Source organism: Arthrobacter sp. KBS0703 (assembly GCF_002008315.2).
Classification (GTDB): Bacteria; Actinomycetota; Actinomycetes; order Actinomycetales; family Micrococcaceae; genus Arthrobacter.
On record NZ_MVDG02000001.1, the window covers coordinates 322568 to 344462 of the forward strand.

At 67.9% G+C, this 21895-nt stretch carries 19 protein-coding genes and 2 pseudogenes; 11 read left to right on the forward strand and 10 right to left on the reverse strand.

What is annotated here, in order from left to right:
- Positions 1-49: 49 nt before the first annotated feature.
- From B1A87_RS23485 to B1A87_RS01515, 3 genes are all read right to left on the reverse strand, one after another.
- Positions 50-1087: an SRPBCC family protein gene (locus tag B1A87_RS23485; RefSeq protein WP_260680588.1), complete on the reverse strand. Its 1038-nt coding sequence runs from the start codon at positions 1085-1087 to the stop codon at positions 50-52.
- A gap of 357 nt (positions 1088-1444) precedes the next feature.
- Positions 1445-2203 carry a DUF1206 domain-containing protein gene (locus B1A87_RS01510; RefSeq protein ID WP_260681013.1) on the reverse strand — a complete coding sequence of 253 codons (759 nt, stop codon included), beginning with the start codon at positions 2201-2203 and terminating at the stop codon, positions 1445-1447.
- Between the two features lie 76 nt (positions 2204-2279).
- The gene (locus B1A87_RS01515; protein ID WP_078029298.1) at positions 2280-2570 is read right to left on the reverse strand and encodes a hypothetical protein; all 291 of its coding nucleotides are present in this window, start codon (positions 2568-2570) and stop codon (positions 2280-2282) included.
- Between the two features lie 171 nt (positions 2571-2741).
- Between B1A87_RS01515 and B1A87_RS01520 the strand changes: the two genes are divergently transcribed.
- Positions 2742-3296, forward strand: a complete 555-nt coding sequence (locus B1A87_RS01520; RefSeq protein WP_144275687.1) for a hypothetical protein — start codon at positions 2742-2744, stop codon at positions 3294-3296.
- A 111-nt stretch (positions 3297-3407) separates the two neighbouring features.
- On the opposite strand, the gene B1A87_RS01525 is transcribed toward B1A87_RS01520, so the two are convergent.
- The 3 genes and pseudogenes from B1A87_RS01525 to B1A87_RS01535 form a co-directional block, all read right to left on the reverse strand.
- A complete protein-coding gene (locus tag B1A87_RS01525; RefSeq protein ID WP_078029288.1) occupies positions 3408-3983 on the reverse strand; it encodes a hypothetical protein in 576 nt (191 codons plus the stop codon).
- A gap of 181 nt (positions 3984-4164) precedes the next feature.
- A pseudogene (locus B1A87_RS01530) lies at positions 4165-4862 on the reverse strand (FadR/GntR family transcriptional regulator).
- Positions 4863-4868: 6 nt separating this feature from the next.
- Positions 4869-6158, reverse strand: coding sequence for a CynX/NimT family MFS transporter (locus B1A87_RS01535; RefSeq protein WP_078029286.1), 1290 nt, complete (start codon positions 6156-6158; stop codon positions 4869-4871).
- Between the two features lie 142 nt (positions 6159-6300).
- On the opposite strand from B1A87_RS01535, the pseudogene B1A87_RS24505 reads away from it, so the two are divergent.
- From B1A87_RS24505 to B1A87_RS24515, 3 genes and pseudogenes are all read left to right on the forward strand, one after another.
- Positions 6301-6669: pseudogene (locus tag B1A87_RS24505) on the forward strand (metal-chelation protein CHAD); the annotation flags it as partial.
- 161 nt (positions 6670-6830) lie between these two features.
- Complete coding sequence (locus tag B1A87_RS24510; protein WP_313902434.1) at positions 6831-7643, forward strand: CHAD domain-containing protein; 813 nt, start codon at positions 6831-6833, stop codon at positions 7641-7643.
- A gap of 2 nt (positions 7644-7645) precedes the next feature.
- On the forward strand, positions 7646-7966 hold the full coding sequence (locus B1A87_RS24515) for a CHAD domain-containing protein (protein ID WP_313902435.1): 321 nt from the start codon (positions 7646-7648) through the stop codon (positions 7964-7966).
- A 96-nt stretch (positions 7967-8062) separates the two neighbouring features.
- On the opposite strand, the gene B1A87_RS01545 is transcribed toward B1A87_RS24515, so the two are convergent.
- The gene (locus B1A87_RS01545; protein ID WP_078029297.1) at positions 8063-9496 is read right to left on the reverse strand and encodes a PucR family transcriptional regulator; all 1434 of its coding nucleotides are present in this window, start codon (positions 9494-9496) and stop codon (positions 8063-8065) included.
- 144 nt (positions 9497-9640) lie between these two features.
- On the opposite strand from B1A87_RS01545, the gene B1A87_RS01550 reads away from it, so the two are divergent.
- From B1A87_RS01550 to B1A87_RS01560, 3 genes are all read left to right on the forward strand, one after another.
- Positions 9641-11071, forward strand: a complete 1431-nt coding sequence (locus tag B1A87_RS01550) for a gamma-aminobutyraldehyde dehydrogenase (protein WP_078029296.1) — start codon at positions 9641-9643, stop codon at positions 11069-11071.
- A gap of 117 nt (positions 11072-11188) precedes the next feature.
- Complete coding sequence (gene gabT / locus B1A87_RS01555; RefSeq protein ID WP_078029284.1) at positions 11189-12562, forward strand: 4-aminobutyrate--2-oxoglutarate transaminase; 1374 nt, start codon at positions 11189-11191, stop codon at positions 12560-12562.
- Between the two features lie 275 nt (positions 12563-12837).
- Positions 12838-13677: a universal stress protein gene (locus B1A87_RS01560; protein ID WP_078029283.1), complete on the forward strand. Its 840-nt coding sequence runs from the start codon at positions 12838-12840 to the stop codon at positions 13675-13677.
- A gap of 154 nt (positions 13678-13831) precedes the next feature.
- Here B1A87_RS01560 and rarD read toward each other — a convergent pair whose 3' ends face one another.
- Positions 13832-14881, reverse strand: coding sequence for an EamA family transporter RarD (gene rarD, locus B1A87_RS01565; protein WP_395940211.1), 1050 nt, complete (start codon positions 14879-14881; stop codon positions 13832-13834).
- A 144-nt stretch (positions 14882-15025) separates the two neighbouring features.
- Here rarD and B1A87_RS01570 point away from each other — a divergent pair, with 144 nt between their 5' ends.
- Complete coding sequence (locus tag B1A87_RS01570) at positions 15026-16027, forward strand: DNA topoisomerase IB (RefSeq protein ID WP_078029281.1); 1002 nt, start codon at positions 15026-15028, stop codon at positions 16025-16027.
- A gap of 143 nt (positions 16028-16170) precedes the next feature.
- On the forward strand, positions 16171-17604 hold the full coding sequence (locus B1A87_RS01575; protein WP_078029280.1) for an FAD-dependent oxidoreductase: 1434 nt from the start codon (positions 16171-16173) through the stop codon (positions 17602-17604).
- A 14-nt stretch (positions 17605-17618) separates the two neighbouring features.
- Here B1A87_RS01575 and B1A87_RS23240 read toward each other — a convergent pair whose 3' ends face one another.
- Both B1A87_RS23240 and B1A87_RS23490 read right to left on the reverse strand, forming a co-directional pair.
- Entirely contained in the window at positions 17619-17801 is a 183-nt protein-coding gene (locus tag B1A87_RS23240) for a hypothetical protein (protein ID WP_221937547.1), read from the reverse strand.
- Between the two features lie 107 nt (positions 17802-17908).
- Positions 17909-18112 carry a hypothetical protein gene (locus B1A87_RS23490; protein ID WP_260681015.1) on the reverse strand — a complete coding sequence of 68 codons (204 nt, stop codon included), beginning with the start codon at positions 18110-18112 and terminating at the stop codon, positions 17909-17911.
- Between the two features lie 618 nt (positions 18113-18730).
- On the opposite strand from B1A87_RS23490, the gene B1A87_RS01590 reads away from it, so the two are divergent.
- The gene (locus tag B1A87_RS01590; protein ID WP_078029277.1) at positions 18731-20128 is read left to right on the forward strand and encodes a helix-turn-helix domain-containing protein; all 1398 of its coding nucleotides are present in this window, start codon (positions 18731-18733) and stop codon (positions 20126-20128) included.
- Between the two features lie 140 nt (positions 20129-20268).
- A complete protein-coding gene (locus B1A87_RS01595; protein ID WP_078029276.1) occupies positions 20269-21792 on the forward strand; it encodes an aldehyde dehydrogenase family protein in 1524 nt (507 codons plus the stop codon).
- Positions 21793-21895 lie beyond the last annotated feature (103 nt).

Here is a 21895-nt window from a genome sequence, read left to right on the forward strand (position 1 = left end):
ATCCGACCGGATTGGGCGTCAAGTGACCCCGCGTTTGCTGTAACGGCGGCTAGGCTCCCGCGCCCCCGGCGGCCATGAGTTCGAGCCGCTTCAGCGTCTCCGTATTGCGCAGGCTAATGAGCGGAACCCGCAGCGCCTTGGGAACCGCGAGGACCGGTCCGCGGACGGCGTCCTCGACGATAGTGACGCGGCACTGCGGCCCCAGGTCTTCGAGGGTGATGACCACCTTGGCCTCGCCGACGGGCCAGGCGCGCGCGATCAGCTCCAGCTTCCGGCCGGGATCGGCAGCCGCGACCCTGGTGGAATCATTGATGAGCAGGGGCCACGCCCCCACGGAATGATGGAGCCGCGCGTCCTTTTCCGGCCAGTGGGCGTCCACGGAGCGGATCCTCGACGCGCCCACAACCCAGCCGGAGTAGAGCCAGCCGTCGGCCAACACCTTCCAGACGTCTGCTGCCGGCGAATTGAAGACCTGCGTGACGGTTGACATGGGGTTCCTTTCATCCGGGTCGTGCTGGCCGGTTGCTGAGATCCGGCCGGCCTTCTGCCGGGTCTTCCGGGGTGTTGCCATTGGCGGCGCAGCCCGGCGGGCCGCGCGGTAAGAGCGTTCCCGGAGCCGGCGCGCCCACGGATAGGTCCCGGCTCCGGGCAGCGGATGCTCCAAGGGATCGAAACGGGCTGGCGTGTCCCCGGATGCCGGGGCTGCCCGCAGCCGGAGCACTCCGGCGGGGACCCACCTGCCGGCGGGCGTGGCAAAGGAGAGCGCCAAGGACCATTCGCCGTCGGCCAGTGAATCCTTGAAGTTGCCGCCGGTATCGGCCCGGCCCGTGGCTCCGGACGGCAGGGAGAGTGTCCGCAGCCCCAGAAGCACGGGTCCGTCCGCACCCTGGTAGGGCATCAGCGTGGTGAATCGGGCGGAGCCGACGTCCAGCTTCGGAATCAGCACGAACCGGGCGGGGAAGCCCCAGCCCGTCGAGGCGAACAACATGTCCGCCGGCTGGTCGGCGGAACCGGAGCGGAGGGCCAGACCGAGAATGTCCGGCAGCGCTTCCGGCAGGCCCACGGAGCGGGAGAAACGAGCCTGCACGTGCTCCGTTCCGGCGGCGTCCAGCCAGGCGATCCCGCTTCGTGCACGGGGGATACCGCTGGCAGCGCGCCCGTCAGCACCTGTTCGGGTGAGCTCACCGACCAGGCTGATGCCCCGTGGATGGATCGGGCGGACAGGACGAACGGCTTTGATGGCGCGGAAAATGGTGGCGAAGGCCTGCCCGGCGAGATCCGCGGCCCGTTCGCCCGGATCCGCCCGACCAGGTAGCAGTTTTGTCGGCTCAGAACCGCGTGACCTGCTACCTGGTGGGGGGACGGTCCCCGACCTGCGCATGATGTCGCTTGCCTGTCTTGCGAGCTCACGGAAGTCTCGCGTCGTACTGCGCCTGCTCATGACTCACATCCTGCCGAATTTTGACCGAACCAGGGCAAAAATGCCGTAGCAAATGAAGCCGGCGCCGATTGCCACCAGCAGGTACGGCCCGTAGGGATGGTCGCGAAGCGCCTTGAGGCCGCCGTCCAGGCCGGTGGATTCTTCGGGGGACTGCTTGGCGGCCGCGATCACGAACAGCAGCCCGGCCAGGTTCAGGGCGATGCCCTTGGCCACGTGCCCTGTCACGCCCAGTGAATCGATGATCCTTCCCCGCCGTGTGCCCTCAAAGCGGAAGAGTTCCTCCTTGAAACCGCGCCGGAGACCCTTCACCACAAAATAGACCCCGACGCCCATCACAGTCAGGCCCAGGGCACCCAGCACCGGCACGCCAAAGGGGGTCCTGATGAGGGCCGTGCTGATGTCCCGGGTCGTCTCGCCCGAGTCGCCCCGCAGCCCCACGGCAAAGCCGCCGAAGGTGAGCCCCACGCTGCCGTACGCAACCGCGAGAAACCCCGAGGAGACCAGCTTTCCCACCCGTTCTTTCCGCGCCTTGCGCCGGGCCCGGAGGGTCGCCTCGCTGAGCTGCCAAAGGGCCAGGCCCGCGCAGCCGATCGTGCACGCCCACATGACGGCTGGGCCCCATGGATTAGCCGCCAGCTGCTCGATGGCCCCGGTGGCTTCGGCCTGACCGGGCTGTCCCAGCGCCAGGGCGATTGAGATGGCACCGACCACTATGTGGAGCAGGGCCATCACGGCAAAGCCTGAACGCGCGACGACGTCCAGCACCTTGGTGTTCGACGCCGCCTCTGCGACGTCCGCCGCTTCGCCGATGGTGGACTCCTCTTCCGCCGCTGCCCGGTTATCCGTTCATCGGCCCTTCGGCGTGGAGTTTGTCCGCTCCCTCGCCCACGAGTTTCACCGTGCAGCGAACCACCAGGCTGTCCGGTGCCGTGTCCACATCCACCAGCGCATCGCCGGCGCTGAGGACGGTGAAGACCTCCGAACCGGGCTCAACGTCAAAGCCCTTGGACTTCGCGGCCTCCGTGGCGTTGTCCAGGGCCTCCCGCTTGAGCTCGCTGACGTACGCGGCATCGTCCTCGCGCGCGGAGTCCCCGAAAGCCCAGCCGAACAGTGTTCCAGTTGATCCCATGGCGTTGATTTTACGCACAGGACGGCCGATATGACGGGCTTCCGTAACGTTAGTAAGTGTGCTTACTATACATACAGCATGACTTTGGTCTGCAGGCGACCCCAGGCGCAGCCGGCTGCGGCGGCCACTGATCCACCTCGCAGGTTTGATCTCTACGTTAGGAAGCACAACATGGCAGGAAATCTTTTGGCCCGGTCCGTTCACGACCTGACGGCGGCGGCGTGGTTCGGCGGTTCGCTCATGGGCGCCATCGGCCTCAACGGGGCGGCTGCGGAAGCCCGGGACCCCGCTGAACGCACGCGGCTCTCCAGCCGCGGCTGGATGAAATGGGCTCCGATTCAGACCGCCGCCTTCGCCGCGCACCTCGCGGCGGACCTGGCCATCGCCTGGGAAAATAAGGAGCGCATCGCCAAGCAGGACAGCGTTGGCGCGGACACCATCTATAAGACGGCCGTCACCCTGGCGGGTGCAGCGGTCACGCTGTATGCCGGTGTGCTGGGCAAGAAAGTCGAAAAGCTGGCTGGCCAGGGTGCCGAAGGCGCCACCGAGCCCCGCGCCGGCGCCTCCGGCGAACTGCAGTCGGCCCAGAAGCAGCTCAAGGCACTCCAGTGGGCCATTCCGGTATTCGCCGCCTGGGTCATCGTCCTTGGCGCCAAGCACGGCGAGATGCAGCGGCCCGTGAACGTGCTCAAGGGCTGTCTCTTATACACATCTAGATGTGTATAAGAGACAGGGCGACCTCTCTAAAGGTCGACGGCGGCCGGGCACCTTAGTTGCCCGGCCGCCGTCGCGCCCGGCCACGGCGGCCGCCAGAGGTGAGGGCCGCCGTCGGACGCCTCAGAACTCGGCGTTGACGAACCCGATGGTTATTGCCGTCCACCAGCATGCCTGTGAAATGGCCAGGCAGGAGAGCATGTGGAACCGCTGGCCCGGCGTCAGCGCACCGAACGTAGTGGTGGGCGGCATGACCAGCAGGCGGCGCATGAGCGGGATCAGCATGATGCCGTTGAGCATGAGGACCAGCACGGCGCCGAGCTTGATCAGCGTCAGGGGGTTGGACAGGTTGGGACTCAGGAACACGCCGGTGAACAGGAGCCCGACGATGCCCGTCCAGATGAGCGGGCTCGCGGCATCGTCCAGCCGAATGGTTTCGAAGAGTTTTCGCCTGCCGATGAGCCACAGGAAACCGTGCCAGTCCACCAGCAGGATGGCGCCGAAGGCGACCACCATCGCCAGGATGTGCGAGGAAACAGCCAGGACCCGGAGGGGGCCCTCGGCGGTGACGTAGGTTCCCGACACCAGGGCCAGGGTCCAGGCGGCAGTGGCGCCCACGCACAGGATGGCAACCAGGCGCCGGGATGACTTGTGTGCGACGGGCTTTATTACATTGCCGGCCGACGCGCTGTACGCCACGGTCTACCTCCAAAGGCTTGAAGGACTAACTCCACGGCCGGCCCGGTGTTGCCGTTGGGTAAACCGCTGGTACGAGCATCAAACGGCGACCCCGCGAAAACCTTGGGAAAACCCTACAAAATTGCCCCAGACCCCTCTGGCGGGCCCCCCAATTGGCGGGGCAGCGGCCGGGATAACGGCGCTACTCCCGGAGCCACTCCGCGCACGAGTTGAGGTTCCGGTGCACGCTGGCGACGGCGGCGTCGCAGTCGTGCGCTTCGATGGCGTCCACCAGCTCGCCATGGCCCTCGTGCGGCAGCCCGTTGAAGCCGCTGCGCCGCTGCTGCTTCAGCAGGTCGTTGTGGAAGACGCCGCCGAAGCTGACGTAGAGCTCGTGCAGGAGCGGGTTGCCGGAGGCCTGTGCCACGCGTTCGTGGAAGCCCCAGTCCGCGCCGCCCAGCGCGCGTAGTCGGCCGCGTGCCAGAAAATCCCTGTCTCTTATACACATCTAGATGTGTATAAGAGACAGCTCATGGCGGTGACGTCGCCGGCAGTTGCGTGCCTGGCGGCGAGGCGTGCCGCCTGGGTGTCCAGCCCCACGCGCACTTCGAGGATGTGCTCATCCTTGTGGTCCTGGTACAGCCGCCGCGCGGCGCCGGAGATCTCGCTGGTGGCGCGGACGTACGTGCCGTCGCCGCGGCGCACCTCGAGCATTCCGCTGTGGGCCAGGGCTTTTATGGCCTCCCGCAGGGTTCCGCGGGATACGCCCAACCCGGCCATGAGCTCGGTTTCGGACGGGATGCGCTGCTGCAGCGGCCACTCGCCCGAGTGGATCATCTCCCGGAGTTTGGCGGTGATTTCATCCGCCAGGGGCGGGCGGTGCGAGGTGCTCAGGGTCATGGCGTCCTATTCCTTCGTTCCGGCCGCCGGCGCGGCAGTTGTTCCGGCCGCCGGCGCGGCAGTTGGCCCGGCAGCAACCGGAGGCCTGGCCATGCGGCCGCCGCTCAGGAGATGGGCCACAACGATCTGGACCAGGGCGATGGCCAGCAGGAGCGCCAGCGGCAGCGTCCAGCCGCCGGTGGCGCTGTGCAGCAGGCCCATCCCGAACGGTCCGACCGTGGCCAGGAGGTAGCCGGTGGACTGTGCCAGGGTGGAGAGGGCCGTGGTCTCGGCCGTGCTCTGCCCGCTGCGGCTGATGATCACCATGACCAGCGGGAAAATGCCCAGGCCGAAGCCCAGCAGGACGGCGGGGATGACCGCCAGCGCAACGGGCAGGACGAGCAGTGCCGCCACCCCGGCGGCCATGGCGAGCGTGGCCAGGTAGAAGGCGGGCCGCAGCATGCCGGGGCGGGAACCGGTGGCGATCAGCACCATGCCGGCCGGGACGGAGACGAGCTGCATGAGCCCGTACATCAGGCCGCTGTCCGCCGCGCTCAGCCCCATGGTGGTCAGCATGTAGGGGAACCAGCTCAGCAGCGCGTAGGCGAGCAGTGCCTGCAGCGTGAAGATCGCGGTGATCAGAAGTCCCTTCCTGGTGCGCAGCAACGGCCACGGAGAGACATGGCCGGCAGTCTTCCGGACGCTGTTGCGGTGCGCGTGCAGGGCCACTGGCACGAAGCCCAGGAAGGCGGCCACCGCCATGAACCCGATGGCGCCCACACCCGCGGACGGCGAGCCGAGCGCCTGGGCCAGCGGCACCACCACAACGGCGGTGACCGTGGCGCCGCTGGTCATGGTCACGGTGTACAGCCCGGTCATGAGGGATGTGCGGCGGGCAAAATGCTCACGGATGAAGGACGGCATGGCAACGTTGCACACCGCGAGGCCGGACATCCCCAGCACCGTGCCGGCCACCAGCATGCCGGTCGACGGAACACCGCGGACCAGCAGCCCGGCCGCCAGCATCGCGAGGGACAGCAGGATGGACTTCTCGACGCCGAGCCTGCCCGTGAGCCACGACGTTGCCGCCCCTGCCACCGCGAAACACAGGGTGGGAATGGACGGAATGATCGACGCGACCAGCGGTCCGTAGCCCAGGGACAGCTGAAGGTCGTGCAGCAGTGCCGAAGCCCCGGTGATCCCGGCGCGGAGGTTGAGCCCGATCAGCACGAGTGCAATTACGCCGGTGACGACGGCGGCACGCGGCCTCGGCAGGCCGGGTGCCGTCGCGGGGGGAGCAGAAGAAGTGGTGGCCATTCCTTAAGGTTAGACGTTAGACGTTTGATGTCTAGGGTTTTGTGGCCAACCTCTCGCGGCGCTGCGGTCCGGGGAATAGACTCGGGCCACCGAGACATCCGGGCCTCAGCGGCCCGCCGCTGGGAAAGGACGCCGTGCGGCCATGACTGCCGAGGGCACTGAAACCGAGAAGAAGTACGACGTCGATGCCGCGGCTCCGCTGCCGGCCCTTGAAGACATCCCGTGGGTCGGGCGTGTGGGGGAGCCCCACGAGGCGCACCTGGAAGCGGTCTACTTCGATACGGAGGACCTGGCCCTTGCCGCCCGCCGCATCACGCTGCGGCGCCGGACCGGCGGGTCCGACGCCGGCTGGCCTGTCTCTTATACTGCCGCAAGCGCCAGGCCCGGGGCGGCAGCAGTAGCCGAGCAGCGACGCGAGATCCACGCGCCGCTGGGCCAGGCCGACGTCGTGCCTGACACATTGCTGGCGCACCTGCACGTGCACCTCCGGGGCTCCGGCCTGGCGCCGGTGGCCCGGCTGGACACCCGGCGCACCACGCTCGCCCTCTACGGGCACGACGGCGTGCACCTCGCCGACCTTGCCGACGACCACGTGGACGCCGGAGCACTGACCTGGGCGGGGCAGGAAGGTGCCGGGCAGGCCGGCGCCGCGCGGAAGCTGCAGTGGCGCGAATGGGAACTCGAACTCGTGCACGGGAAGCCGGATCTTTTGCGGACGCCGCGGCATGCCTGGCAGCGGCGGGCGCACGGCCCGCAGTGCATGCGTCCAAACTGGGGCGGGCACTGGGGGAGGCATGGCCCCAGCAGCCGGAGGGCGCGCACGACGAAACGGCGCAGTCCGCACAGAATCCCGCACAGAATCCCGCACAGAAATCCGGCAAGAAGAAGCCTGCCAAGAAATGGCCCGCGTCCGCCGTCGTCACCGCGTACCTTGGCGGGCAGATCGACGAAATCCTGGCTCAGGATCCCCGCGTTCGGCTGGAGGAGCCGGACGCGGTGCATGCCATGCGCTCGGCCACCCGCCGGATGCGGTCGGCCCTGTCGGTCTACCGCAAACTCTTCGGCGGCGCGGCGGCCCACCGGCTCAGGGACGAGCTGCAGTGGATTGCCCGGATCCTGGGCACTCCGCGCGACGCGGAAGTCATGCTGGAACGGCTGCGGCAGCACGCCGCCGAGCTCCCGCCGGAGCAGGCCGCGGACGTGGTGAAGGAGCGCGTGGAACGCGAACTGGGCACCCGGTTCAACGCCGGCTACCGGAAAGCACAGGAAGTCCTCCTGACCGATCGCTACTTCCGGCTCCTGGACGACCTCGAGGACTTCCGTGACCATCCGCCGGCTGGGCCCCTCGCGTCGTCGCCGGCGCGAAAGGTAGCGGGCAATCGGGTGAACAGGACGGTGCGGCGGCTGCGCCGTGCCCACAAGGCCGCCATGCGGTCCGCGGAGGGCCCGGCCCGCGACGCCGCGCTGTCTCTTATACACATCTAGATGTGTATAAGAGACAGGTGCGCAAGGACGCCAAGCGGGTCCGGCACGCCGCAGAATCTGTGGAACCGGTCTATGGCAAGCGTGCCGCGAAGCTCGCCAAGGCGGCGCACAAGCAGCAGAAAATCCTGGGCGATCACCACGACAGCGTCATCGCCCGGGACGTGCTCGGAAAGCTCGGCTCGGCCACGGACCTTCCGGAGCCCGTGGCCTTGGCCTACAACTCGCTGCTGGAGCGGGAGGAACGCATCGCCGCCGCAGCAGAATCCAAGTACCGCAAGGCGCGCAGGAAGGCCGGCAGGCTCCTGAAGCGCGGCGTCAAATAGCCGCAACGCGGGGTCACTTTACGCCCAATGTGGCCCCCGGATTGGGCGCAAAGTGACCCCGCGTTGCAGTGGGCTGGCGGATCGGAACGCGGGGCGTCAGGCGTGCCTGGCCCCGAGCCGCGCGACGGCCAGCGCCAGCCACAGCTGAACGCGGTCGGCGGTAACCGAGGGGTCGTAGCCGGTGAGTTCGGTGATCTGCGCGAGCCGGTACCGGACCGTGTTCCTGTGCAGCGTGAGGGCCTCGGCCACGGCCGCCACCGAGCCGTTGTTGTTCAGGTAGCTCTCCAGCGTGGCCATCAGCTCGGCGCCGTGGGCGGCATCGAAGGTCCGGAGGGGAGTCAGCGATTCGTTGGCCATGTCCGCGAGCGGCACGTCCTCGCTCGCGAGCAGCAGGGACGTCAGGCTGAGCCGTTCGGGCTCGTTGACAGGGAGCCCGTGGCTCGCGGCGTCGCGCGCCTCGAAGTAGCTCCAGCGCAGCCCGTTGGGTTTCGTGTAGGCGCCGCCGATCCCGATCGTCGCGTGAATGCCGGCCTCGGCCAGGTGGTCGCTGAGGCTCTTGGCCAGCGCCGTGGCGCCGCGGCCGTCGTCGGGAATCACCGTAATCAGGTCCTTCCCGACGACGGCGGTCACCGCCTTTTCGAAGGCCCGCGGCAGCGATGAGGTAACCAGCTGCTTGTGGTGCGCCTCGGAGCCTGCCAGGATCACCACGTTCTTGCGGGTGCTGTTGATGCCCGTTCCGGCGAGCCGGCGGGTGGCCTCGCTCGGGTCCAGCTTTCCGTGAATCACGTCCTCCAGCACCTGGCCGCAGAGTGCCCGCTCGGCCTGGCGCTGCTTCACCATGTTGTTGAGCTCCACGCTGATCAGGTTCTGGGCGTATCCCACGATGCCCGAATCCTCGAACGGCTGCTTCACCCAGAGCGTGCACGCGTCCCGGCGGCCGGTGGGAATCGGATACGACGCCCAGGAATCCGCCGACGGCGCCTCGGCGGTGCTGTTATAGAGCTGGGCCGTGAACTGGGTCAGGACAATGTCCGTACGCAGCATTCCGCCCAGATGCCGGAGGAGATCGGCCAGGCCGCCGCCGGTGAGGAGGGCCCGGGCCAGGATCTGGTGACCGGCTATGAGCCGCTCCAGCTTCGAGTAATGGTCGGCCGACTGTGCGTCGGCCACAAGCTTGCCGATGGCGATGAAAGGCGTCTCATACGGGACTTCAACAACGGGCAGGCCCCAGCGGTTCGCTTCGGCGATCAGGGCCGGCGGAACGGCGTCGTGCGTCAGCCCCACGCCGAACCCGATCCCCACCGCGCCGGCGCGCTGGACCTGCCGGACGAAGCGCCGCTGCTCCGGGGCGCTGCGCAGCCGCATGCCGGTGGTGAGCACCAGTTCGCCGCCGTTGAGGAAACGCTGCGGATCCTCCTGCTCGGTGACCGCCACCCAGTGGATGTCCTGGTGGGACGTGGTCTCGGCCAGTCCGGCTTTCTTGAGCCCCAGGGAGTGCACGGCGAGCAGCGCCGCCAGGGAAATTGCCATGACATCAAGGGTAGCCGGATGCTGGCCGATCGCACTAAAGCTTCCGGCCAAGGGTGTGCAGGTGGCTATTCCCCGGCTTGCCGGGCTGGCATAGGCTCGGAGCAGCCGCATCACATCATTCCGTACGAAAAGAGGTTGTACACCGTGGTTCAAACCTTGCAGAACTTCATCAACGGCGAATTCGTCACGCCCGCCGGCACCGGACTGCTTGACATCGTGAATCCGACCAACGGTGAAGTGGTGGCCAAGTCGCCCATCTCTGTCGCGGAGGATGTCGACGCCGCCATGGCGGCCGCCAAGGACGCCTTCAAGACCTGGAAGCACACCACGCCCGGCCAGCGGCAGCTCATGCTCCTCAAGCTTGCGGACGCCATCGAGGCCAACAGCGACGAACTCGTCGAGGCGCAGCACCGCAACACCGGGCAGGTCCGTTCGCTGATCGCGTCCGAGGAAGTTGCCGCCGGCGCCGACCAGCTCCGCTTCTTCGCCGGCGCAGCCCGCATCCTCGAAGGAAAGTCGGCCGGCGAGTACTTCGAAGGCCACACCTCCTTCGTGCGCCGCGAGCCCATCGGCGTCGTGGCCCAGGTGGCACCGTGGAACTACCCGTTCCTCATGGCCATCTGGAAGATCGGCCCCGCGCTCGCCGCCGGCAACACCGTGGTCCTCAAGCCCTCTGACACCACGCCGGAATCCACCCTGGTGCTGGCAAAGCTGGCCAAGGACATCTTCCCGGCCGGCGTCCTGAACGTCATCCTCGGCACCGGCGAAACCGGCTCCATGATGGTGGAGCACAAGGTCCCCGGCCTCGTGTCCATCACCGGCTCCGTCCGCGCCGGCATCGCCGTGGCATCCGGTGCCGCGAAGGGCCTCAAGCGCGCCCATTTGGAGCTCGGTGGCAAGGCCCCGGCCATCGTCTTCAAGGACGCCGACATCAAGAAGAGTGCGGCGGCCATCGCCGAGTTCGCCTTCTTCAACGCCGGCCAGGACTGCACCGCCATCACCCGCGTGCTGGTCGAGGACTCGGTGCACGACGACGTGGTGGCAGCCATGGTGGAGCACACCAAGACCCTGCACACCGGTTCGCAGAACGACGAAGACAACTACTTCGGCCCGCTGAACAACGTCAACCACTTCAAGGCGGTCACGTCCGTGGTGGAGCACCTGCCGGAGAACTGCCGGATCGAGACCGGCGGCCACCGCGCCGGCGACAAGGGCTTCTTCTTCGAGCCCACCATCATCACCGGCGCCAAGCAGACCGATGACATCGTGCAGAAGGAAACCTTCGGCCCGGTCATCACCGTGCAGAAGTTCAGCACGGAGCAGGAAGCCGTGGAGCTGGCCAACGACGTCGACTACGCCCTGGCGTCCAGCGTCTGGACATCCGACCACGGCACGGCCATGCGGCTCAGCCGGGACCTCGACTTCGGCGCGGTCTGGATCAACACCCACATCCTGCTCACCGCCGAGATGCCCCATGGCGGGTTCAAGCAGTCCGGCTACGGCAAGGACCTCTCCATGTACGGCGTCGAGGACTACACACGCATCAAGCACGTCATGAGCGCGCTGGACGCATAACTGCGTCGCCCAACAACTCCGGTGGTCGAGCCTGTCGAGACCGCCCCCACGCAACAAGAGCACCCGGTGGTCGAGCTAGTCGAGACCCGGACCGGCACCCACCAGAAAGGCATTCCCATGACCACCACCGCAAGCGAAATCACCTACCGTCTCGAGCAGAAGCGGCGCGTCCAGGCCGACTTCCCGGGCCCCAAGTCCGTGGCACTGACCGAACGCCGCAAGGCAGTGGTTGCCGCCGGTGTCGCCTCCAGCGTTCCGGTGTACGTCGCGGACGCCGACGGCGGCATCATCCACGACGTCGACGGCAACTCCTTCATCGACCTCGGCTCGGGCATCGCCGTGACGAGCGTCGGCGCGTCCGATCCCGCCGTCGTCGGCGCCGTGAAGGAGGCGGTGGAGCACTTCACCCACACCTGCTTCATGGTCACGCCGTACGAAGGCTACGTCGCGGTCGCCGAGCAGCTGAACCGCCTCACCCCGGGCGACCACGAGAAGCGCACCGTCCTCTTCAACTCCGGTGCGGAGGCCGTGGAAAACGCCGTCAAGGTGGCGCGGCTCGCAACGGGACGGGACGCCGTCGTCGCGTTTGACCACGCGTACCACGGCCGCACCAACCTGACCATGGCGCTGACCGCCAAGGCCATGCCGTACAAGACCAACTTCGGCCCGTTCGCCCCCGAGGTCTACCGCATGCCCATGAGCTACCCGTACCGCGAGGAAAACCCCTCGATCACGGGTGCGGAGGCCGCCAAGCGCGCCATCACCATGATCGAGAAGCAGATCGGCGGCGATTCGGTCGCCGCGATCATCATCGAACCGATCCAGGGCGAGGGCGGCTTCATCGTCCCGGCCGACGGCTTCCTGCCGGCAATCGCCGCGTGGGCCAAGGAAAAGGGCATCGTCTTCATCGCGGACGAGGTCCAGTCCGGCTTCTGCCGCACCGGCGAGTGGTTCGCCGTGAATCACGAAGGTGTTGTCCCGGACATCATCACCATGGCCAAGGGGATCGCCGGCGGCATGCCGCTGTCCGCGATCACCGGCCGGGCCGACCTGCTCGACGCCGTCCACCCGGGCGGCCTCGGCGGAACCTACGGCGGCAACCCGGTGGCGTGCGCCGCGGCGCTGGCGTCCATCGGATCGATGAAGGAATACAACCTCAACGCCCGGGCGAAGCACATCGAGGAACTGGCGCTGGGCCGCCTCCGCGAGCTTGCCGGCGAGCTTCCCGGCGGCACCGACGGCTCCGTGATCGGCGACATCCGCGGCCGCGGCGCGATGCTGGCCATCGAGCTGGTCCAGGCCGGGTCCAAGGAGCCCAACCCGGAGCTCACCAAGGCCGTGGCGGCCGCCTGCCTCAAGGAAGGCGTCATCATCCTGACCTGCGGCACCTACGGCAACGTCATCCGCCTGCTGCCCCCGCTGGTCATCAGCGACGAGCTCCTGACGGACGGCCTCGACGTACTGGCCGCGGCCATCAAGGCCAACGCGTAGTCACTGCCAGACTGAAGCGCTGCCAGACAGAAGCGCGAACGAGCAGATAACGCCCTCAGCAGGCGCCGAACAGGGCATTATCTGCCGGTTTGCGCCGGGCTGTGCGGACTGAGCTGTGCACACCAGCGGGCCGGGCACTTTCACAGGTGCCCGGCCCGCCGTCGTTTCCGCGGGTAGAGTCAGTCCCACCACTGCACCAGAGAACGCAGGCCGGGCAGCGACGCCGGGAATCCGGGCGGCGCTGCCGCCTGCCCCGACCCAAAGAGGGGTTTCGCATGCGATACGTAGTCGGCTACACACCCACCGAGCGCGGCGCGGACGCCGTCGCCCTGGCCTCATCCATGGCGATGGCCCAGGGAGCACAGCTGGACCTTGTCTATGCCGTGAAGAAGGGCGCCCCGAGCGCCGCCGAGCAGGAGGTGCAGACGGCCGAACGGCAGGGGCTCGGCCAGGTTCCCGAGGGGCTCGAGGTCAACTTCCATGTCCGGGAAGGGGAGTCCTCTGCCGGCGGGCTCATTGATGCCGCGGTGGAGTTCAAGGCCGGGCTGATCGTGGTGGGCGCGGCCAGCAACGGCCTGTTCAAGCGGTACTCGGTGGGCAGCGTGGCCAACGCCCTGTTGCACGCCTCGCCCGTTCCGGTGGCCCTGGCGCCCCGGGGGTACCAGCGGAAAGCGCCGGTGACCCGGCTGACCCTGGCTGTTGGCCGGCGCGCCGGGGCCGACGCCGCGATTGACGTTGCCATCGATTCGGCAAAGAGGCGCGGCGTTCCCCTTCGCCTGGTCTCCCTCGTGGAACTGGACGCCGCGGGCGATGCCGGCGAGGCCGTCAATGCCGCACACATCCATGCCAACACCGTGCTGGCCGACGCCGCCGGAAAGCTGCCCGGGGGCCATGGCGCCAGCGTGATCGTGGCCCACGGCCGCACCATCGAGGAAGCCATTGACGGCCTGGAATGGGACGAGGGCGAGGTCCTGATCGTGGGCTCCTCGCGCCTGGCCCAGAAGAACCGCATGTTCCTGGGCAGCACGGCCAACAAGGTGCTGCGTGCCCTGCCGGTGCCCATGGTGGTTGTCCCGCGGGATTACGAGCGGGTCGGCCCAGCCCACGAACTCTGAGCCCACCCAGAGCGCGAACCAGCAGATAACGCCCTCAAACGGCGGAAAACAGGGCATTAAGTGCTGGTTCGCGCTGGGGTGGGTCGGTGAGGGGCCGAAGCAGGGCGGGTGCGGCGGGGCTTAGGTGTTTGAGCAGGGCGGGTGCGGCGAGGGCTTAGGTGTTCGCTCGCGCTGCCCGCAGGGACTGCTTCTTCGCCACGGAGTTCTTCCGCGCGACGGCCAGCATGTCCACGGTGAGCACGAGCAGCGCCAGCCACACGACGCCGAACCCGATCCACCGGTCCAGGGTCATGGCCTCGTGGAACACCGCCAGGGCAACGATGAACTGCAGCACCGGTGCGAAGTACTGCAGCAGTCCGATGGTGGTCATGGGCAGCCGGCGTGCGGACGCACCGAAGAACAGCAGCGGCACCGCGGTGATGACGCCGGACGAGACGAGCAGCCAGAAGTGCCCGGCGCCGTGGCTCGCCAGCGAGGCGCTGCCGCTGACCGCCAGGAAGATCATGGTGGCGGCCGCCAGCGGAGCGAGGACGATCGTCTCCACCGTGAGGCTGGTGATCGCATCGACCCGCGGCCCCACCCGCTTCTTGACGAACCCGTACAGCCCGAAGCTGACGGCCAGCGTGAGGGCGATCCACGGCAGCTTGCCGTCGGAAAACGTCAACACAATCACGGCAATAAAACCGATGACGACGGCGGCCCACTGCAGGGGGCGGAGCGTCTCCTTGAGCACGAACACGCCGAGCAGGACGGACACGAGGGGGTTGATGAAATAGCCGAGTGAGGCTTCCACGGCCTGCCCGGTGGTCACGCCGTAGGTGTACGTCAGCCAGTTGACGGCGATCAGCCCGGCCGCGATCGCCAGGGTAAGGAGCACGGACCGGTTCCGGAACGCCGCACCCAGGACCCGCCAGGTCCGCGTGACCGTGATCAGCAGCGTGCAGAAGAGCAGGGACCAGACCACCCGGTTTGCCACGATTTCGACGGCGCTTGCCGGCTGGAGCACGTAGAAGTACAGGGGAAGCAGGCCCCACAGCCCGTAAGCGCCGATGCCGAACAGGACACCCGCCGTCGTCTCTTTGTCCACGGACTTCAGGCCGCCTGGCTTACCGGCCTGGCCACTGCCGGAAGCGGCACTGCCGGGGCGGACCACGCCGGACGGTGCTGCACCGGGACGGGCGGCAGCGGGGACAGCGGAGGACACGGATCCGTTGGGGGTAGGCACAAGACCAATAACACCACCCGGGCGGCAGGTATTCCGCTTCCGCGGAACCGTGTTTGCCTACAGCGCCGAAATAGTCAGTAGGCTTGCCATTATGAGCATGATGCACCGGCGGGATTCGGCCCGATGAGGCTCCGCCACAGCAACGCGACCGGCCGCGGATACCGCAGGGTGGCGGCCGGAACCGGCTTCAGCTACCGCGACCTCGACGGCAGCACGTTGCCGCCCGGGCCCGTGCGGGACCGCCTCGAAAGCATCGGCATTCCGCCGGCCTGGACGGACGTGTGGATTGCGCCGTTTGAGAACGGCCACATCCAGGCCACGGGGCTGGATGCCGTGGGGCGGCGCCAGTACATCTACCATCCCGAGTGGCGGGAGCGTAAAGACCGGGTGAAATTCGACCGTGCGCTCCAGCTCGCGGAGTCCCTGCCGGCGGCGCGCCGGCTCGTCACCATGGATCTCAGGAGCGACGGCGTCACCCGGCAACGTGTCCTGGCGGCCGCCTTCAGGATGCTGGACAGCGGATCGCTGCGTGTCGGCTCCGAGCGCTACACCAACGAAAACGGCAGCCACGGCCTGGCCACCCTGCTTTGCGCCCACGTCCACGTCCGCAAGGACCGCCTGAAGCTCAGTTTTCCGGCCAAGAGCGGCAAGACCTGGGAGTCCGAAATCGTCGACGAGGACCTGGCCGCCCTGGTCCGGGTCCTCAAGAGGCGCGGCGGCAACGCGCGGCTGCTGGCGTACAAGGACGGGCGGACCTGGCATCCGCTGACCAGCGCCGACATCAACGGCTACGTGAAGGAACGCACGGGCTCCGACTTTACCGCGAAGGACTTCAGGACGCTGCGGGGCACTGCCGCAGCGGCGGTCGGCCTGGCGCAGGGCGGTCCGCAGAAGACCGTGGCGGCACGGAAGGGCGTCATCAGCACCGCCATACAGGACGCGGCCGCCGTGCTGGGGAACACGCCGTCGATCGCGCGGAAGAGCTACGTCGACCCCCGGTTGCTGGACCACTTCTCGTCCGGCGAAACCATCGACCCCAAGAGGCTGGAGTCGGTGGAGTCGGAACTGCGCGCCCTGCTGTACCGCGAGGGCGAGGTGGTGGCCCTGCGCGGCGGCGGTGGCTGACGCCCTGCCCTGACGCCCCACCCCACTGACGCCCTGCTGACGCCCCGCGTCACGGGTTCACCGCGGAATGCGGCGGACAATTAGAATTGACAACTGTGCGCCCCGTTGATCGGGCGCAGTCTCCCGTTCCAGAAGGGCTCCCGGTGTCCAACTCAGCTGAATCCGCCGCCAAACGGCCACTCCGCGTTGCGATCGTCGGCGCCGGACCCGCCGGTGTCTACGCTGCGGACATCCTGACCAAGTCCAACGAGGTGAAGGACGGGGACTTTGAGGTCAGCATCGACCTTTTCGAGGCCTACCCCGCGCCCTACGGCCTGATCCGCTACGGCGTGGCCCCGGACCATCCCCGCATCAAGGGCATCGTCAACGCGCTCCACAAGGTGCTGGACCGCGGCGACATCCGTTTCCTGGGCAACGTCACCTACGGCCGGGACCTCACGCTGCACGACTTCCGTTCCTTCTACGACGCCGTGATTTTCTCCACGGGGGCCATCAAGGACGCCGACCTGGACATCCCGGGGGTGGAGCTTGAAGGCTCGTTCGGCGGCGCGGACTTCGTGTCCTGGTACGACGGCCACCCGGACGTCCCGCGTGACTGGCCGCTGGACGCCAAGGAAATCGCCGTGATCGGAAACGGCAACGTGGCGCTGGACGTCGCGCGCATGCTGGTCAAGCACGCCGAGGAACTCCTGGTCACCGAGATCCCGGACAACGTCTACCAGGGCCTGAAGAACTCGCCCGTGACGGACGTCCACGTGTTCGGCCGCCGCGGCCCGGCCCAGGTCAAGTTCACGCCGCTGGAGCTGCGGGAACTCAGCCACGCCAAGGACGTCGACATCGTGCTCTATCCCGAGGACTTCGAGTTCGACGAGGCCTCCGATGACGCGATCCGCAGCAACAACCAGACCAAGACCATGGTGAACACCATGACCAACTGGCTCGTGGAGGAGCACGCCGAGGCTGAGGAACCGTCTTCGCGCCGCCTGCACCTGCACTTCCTGCACAGCCCGGTGGAGATCTACGACGACGGCGGGTCCGGCAAGGTTTCCGGCATCAAGTTCGAGCGCATGCAGCTCGACGGCACCGGAAACGTCAAGGGCACGGGGGAGTTCGTCGACTACCCGGTGCAGGCCGTGTACCGGGCCATCGGCTACCACGGCTCCGCGCTGGATGAGCTGGAGTACGACGCCAGGCGCGGCGTCATCCCCAACGAGGGCGGCCGTGTCCTGGACGCCGAAGGCAACCCCGTTCCCGGCATCTATGCGACCGGCTGGATCAAGCGCGGCCCGGTGGGCCTCATCGGTCACACCAAGGGCGATGCCCTGGAAACCATCGGCTTCCTCCTGGAGGACCGGCTGACGCTGCCGCCGGCCAAGAACCCCGACCCGCAGGCGATCATCGACCTGCTGGAAGAACGCGGCATCGAATACACCACGTGGGAGGGCTGGAACAGGCTGAACGCGCACGAAGCAGCCCTCGGCGCGGCGTGGTCGGAATCAGCGGCGTCCGACGGCGTCGTGCGTGAACGCATCAAGGTTGTCCCGCGCGAGGAAATGATCGAGATCTCCCGCGGCTGACGCGTTCGCGCTTCCTACCGGTCCACAAACTCCAGGTCCAGCCCGCTAAGCACGCCGGGATCCGCCAGGATATCGATCCGCGCGATCCGTCCGCCCGCCAGGGTGAAGCCGAACACGACGCGCGGCTGGCCGCCGGGCGCCCCACACACGGCACCGGCGACGCCGTCGATGAGCGCCAGTTCCACGGCCCTGCGCACGGCCGGAGAACGTGACCGCCACCGCGTGCGCCCCGTCCGCGCCCTCGGTGCCGAAGCCGGCGGCCGCGGCGTCGGGCGGTGCCCCTGAAACCCCGGAGCCCTGAGCCTCAGCCCCGGGACCCGGCGGCGGGCGCGGCTGGCGAGCTGCCGCACCGCGGCGGGGGGAGCGGCCGGCAATGGCGGCTGTCTCTTATACACATCTGGCAGGCGCGGCGCATCCGCAGCATGTCCAGGCACACCCGTCCCACCACCGTGGTCAGCCAGCCGCGCAGGTTCTCGACGCCGGTCGTGTCCGCACGGCTGAGCCACAGCCAGGACTCCTGGACGGCGTCGTCCGCTTCGCTGGGGAGCCCAGCATCCGGTACGCCACCGAGCGCAGATGTCCACGGTGCGCCTCGAACCCCCGGGCGAGCAGCTCATCCTGGTCCATGTCACATTCCTCCAAAGCCTTCGGGCTGCCAACGCAGATCAGCTACGGCACGAACTACGGGGAAGTGGAGACCGGCAGCGCCACACTCGCGTTCGCGTCGTACGACGCCGGCCAGTCCCACCTCCCGCGGGGCCTCCGCCCAGGCCGCGCCACGGACATGAGCTTCGAGGTCGCGCTGCTCACCGAATCGGTGGAGGAGGACTTCCGGCGGGCGGTCGACGCCGGCGCTGTACCCCTGTTCGAACCCTCCGCCAGGCCGTGGGGCCAGACGGTGTCCTACCTCCGCTGCCCCGACGGCACCTTCGTTGAGCTGAGCACCCCGGTGGCGGCTCAATAGCGCCGTCCGGCTCCGGCGGGGCGTGACGGGCGAGTCCGGGCGAGGCTAGACTGGCTTGACATGACGTGTTCCTTTGATGGAGCGCGCCCCCTGACGGGAAGCGCCGGGCAGCCCCGCCAGAAGGCGGCGGCAGGTGCGAGCAGTGTGTCATACGGGAGTTCGATGAAGAACCTGATCCAGCCGGCAATGTCCGGCGGCGAGGCCACGGAGCTAATCCAGCGGCGTGCCCTGGCAGGCCACGAATACCTGGACGGGCAACTGGAACGCCAACCGGGCATGCCGGAGAACCACGCTTTTCCGCAGACACAGGAGATTCCCGGACTCCGCCGCCTAATCCGCGAATCCTGGCAGCGCTCGGTCAGGTTGCAGGCCAACCCGGACGTCCCCGAGGCGCCACTGGCCATGGACCGGGAAGAGCTGGAGGACTACCGCCGCCAGCACCCCCTTGCCACCATCATGCCCGTGATCCACAAGCTCCTCATCCAGCCCAGCCACGACAGCGGCCTGTTGGTTGCCGTCGGCGATGAAGTGGGCCGGCTGCTGTGGGTGGAAGGCGACCCCGTGATGCAGCGCCGCGCGGAGGGCATGATGTTCGTGCCCGGCGCGGACTGGTCCGAGGCCAAGGTGGGAACCAGCGCCCCCGGAACCGCGCTCGCACTCGGCAGAGGCATCCAGATCTCCGGTGCCGAGCACTACAAACGTTCCGTCCACCCGTGGAGCTGCACGGCCGTCCCGTTCCAGGACCCGGATTCGGGTGCACTGCTGGGCGTCGTGGACATCACCGGCACGGAATCGGCAGTGGCGCCCCACACGCTGTCCCTCGTGGAAGCCACCGTGGCCGCGGCGCAGGCGCAGCTGCGCGTCGAACGGCTCCAGCTGGCGGCTGCCCAGGCGAAGGCGCCCGCACGACGGCGGAGCCCCGGCTCCGCTGCCAAGCCCGGGTCTGCGCCGGAAGGCAGCCTGTACCGCAACAGCCTGCAACTGCTGGGCCGGGACCAGGCCCTGCTCAGCATCGAGGGCCGGACCGTGGCACTGTCGGCACGGCACAGCGAAATCCTGGCCCTGCTGAGCACCCACCCCAACGGCCTCAGCGCCGAGGAGCTCAGCACGCTGCTCTATCCGGGCGACGGCTCCAGCATCACACTGCGCGCCGAGATGGTGCGGCTCCGCAAGATCCTCCAGCAGCTCAGCCCTGCGGCGGTCCCGGAGTCCCGTCCGTACAAGCTGACCATGGACCTCCTGCCGGACAGCGGCCAGGTGCTGAACTGCCTCCAGCGCGGCGCACACAGGATCGCCCTCGAGATCTACCGCGGGGCTGTGCTCCCCCGGTCCGAAGCGCCGGGCATCGTGGAGCTTCGCGACCGCGTGTCCGCGCTGCTGCGCGAGGCCGTCCTGACGGACGGCAGCGCGGAGTCGCTGCTCAAGTATGCGGAACTGCCCGAGGCGAGGGACGACGTCGGCGTCCGGCTGACCGCCCTCAAGCTGCTGCCGCCGCGCTCGCCCAAGCGGGCCGCCGTCGTCGCCGATCTTGAACGGATGGAAACGGAACTGAGCGCCTGACCGGCGCATTGCGGGCGCAACGTTCTACGTGAGCTGGCTCACACGGTTGCAACCTGCCTGCAACCTCCACGCTCCTACGCTGGGTGCAACGGCGATCACCATGCGGATCGCCACCATGTTGCAGAGCAAAGGAGCCAGCAATGACCGTTTACGCACAGCCCGGTACCGAGGGTTCGAAGGTCACGTTCAAGGACCGCTACGAGAACTGGATCGGCGGCGAGTGGGTTGCCCCCGTCAAAGGCCAGTACTTCGAAAACATCACGCCCGTCACCGGCAAGGTCTTTTGCGAGGTGGCCCGCGGCACGGCCGAGGACATCGAGCTGGCCCTTGACGCGGCCCACAAGATTGCGCCGTCGTGGGGCAAGACGTCCGTCGCCGAACGTGCCGCCATCCTGAACAAGATCGCGGATGTCATCGACGAGAACCTCGAAATGCTGGCCGTCGCCGAATCGTGGGACAACGGCAAGCCCATCCGCGAGACCCTGAACGCGGACATCCCCCTGGCGGCGGACCACTTCCGGTACTTCGCCTCCGCCGTCCGCGCCCAAGAGGGACGCCTTTCGCAGCTCGACGACGACACCACCGCCTACCACTACCACGAGCCCCTCGGCGTGGTTGGCCAGATCATCCCCTGGAACTTCCCCATCCTGATGGCCGTCTGGAAGCTCGCGCCGGCCCTCGCCGCGGGCAACGCCGTGGTGCTCAAGCCCGCCGAGCAGACACCGTCCTCCATCCTGGTCCTGATGGAACTCATCGGCGACCTGCTGCCGGCCGGCGTGCTCAACGTGGTCAACGGCTTCGGCGTCGAAGCCGGCAAGCCGCTCGCCTCCAGCCCGCGGATCCGCAAGATCGCCTTCACCGGCGAGACCTCCACCGGGCGCCTGATCAGCCAGTACGCCAGCCAGAACCTGATCCCCGTCACGCTGGAACTGGGCGGCAAGAGCCCCAACATCTTCTTCAACGATGTTGCCGAGTCCAACGACGCGTTCTACGACAAGGCACAGGAAGGCTTCACGCTCTTCGCCTTCAACCAGGGCGAGGTCTGCACCTGCCCGTCCCGCGCCCTCGTCCAGGAGGACATCTACGACTCCTTCATGGCCGACGCCGTTGCCCGCGTGGAGAAGATCATCCAGGGCAACCCGCTGGACACCGAAACCCAGGTCGGCGCCCAGGCCTCCAACGACCAGCTGGAAAAGATCCTCTCCTACATCGACATCGGAAAGCAGGAGGGCGCCAAGGTGCTCACCGGCGGCGCCCGGGCCGAACTGCCCGGCGACCTGGCCGGCGGCTACTACGTCCAGCCCACCGTCTTCGAAGGCCACAACAAGATGCGGATCTTCCAGGAGGAAATCTTCGGGCCGGTGGTGTCCGTGACGCGATTCAGCGACTACAACGACGCCATGGGCATCGCCAACGACACCCTCTACGGGCTTGGCGCCGGCGTCTGGTCGCGGAACGGCAACGTCGCCTACCGTGCGGGCCGCGAGATCCAGGCCGGCCGCGTCTGGGTCAACAACTACCACGCCTACCCGGCCGGCGCCGCGTTCGGCGGGTACAAGTCCTCCGGCATCGGACGTGAAAACCACTCCATGATGCTGGACCACTACCAGCAGACCAAGAACCTGCTGGTCAGCTACAACGAGAACAAGCTCGGCTTCTTCTAAGCCGCTGTTTAGCCAGGGCGGGGATGGATTAGCACCGATCCGTCCCCGCCCGCACCACCTGGCCACCCCTCAGGAAGGCAGCACCACCTCCACCGCACCAACG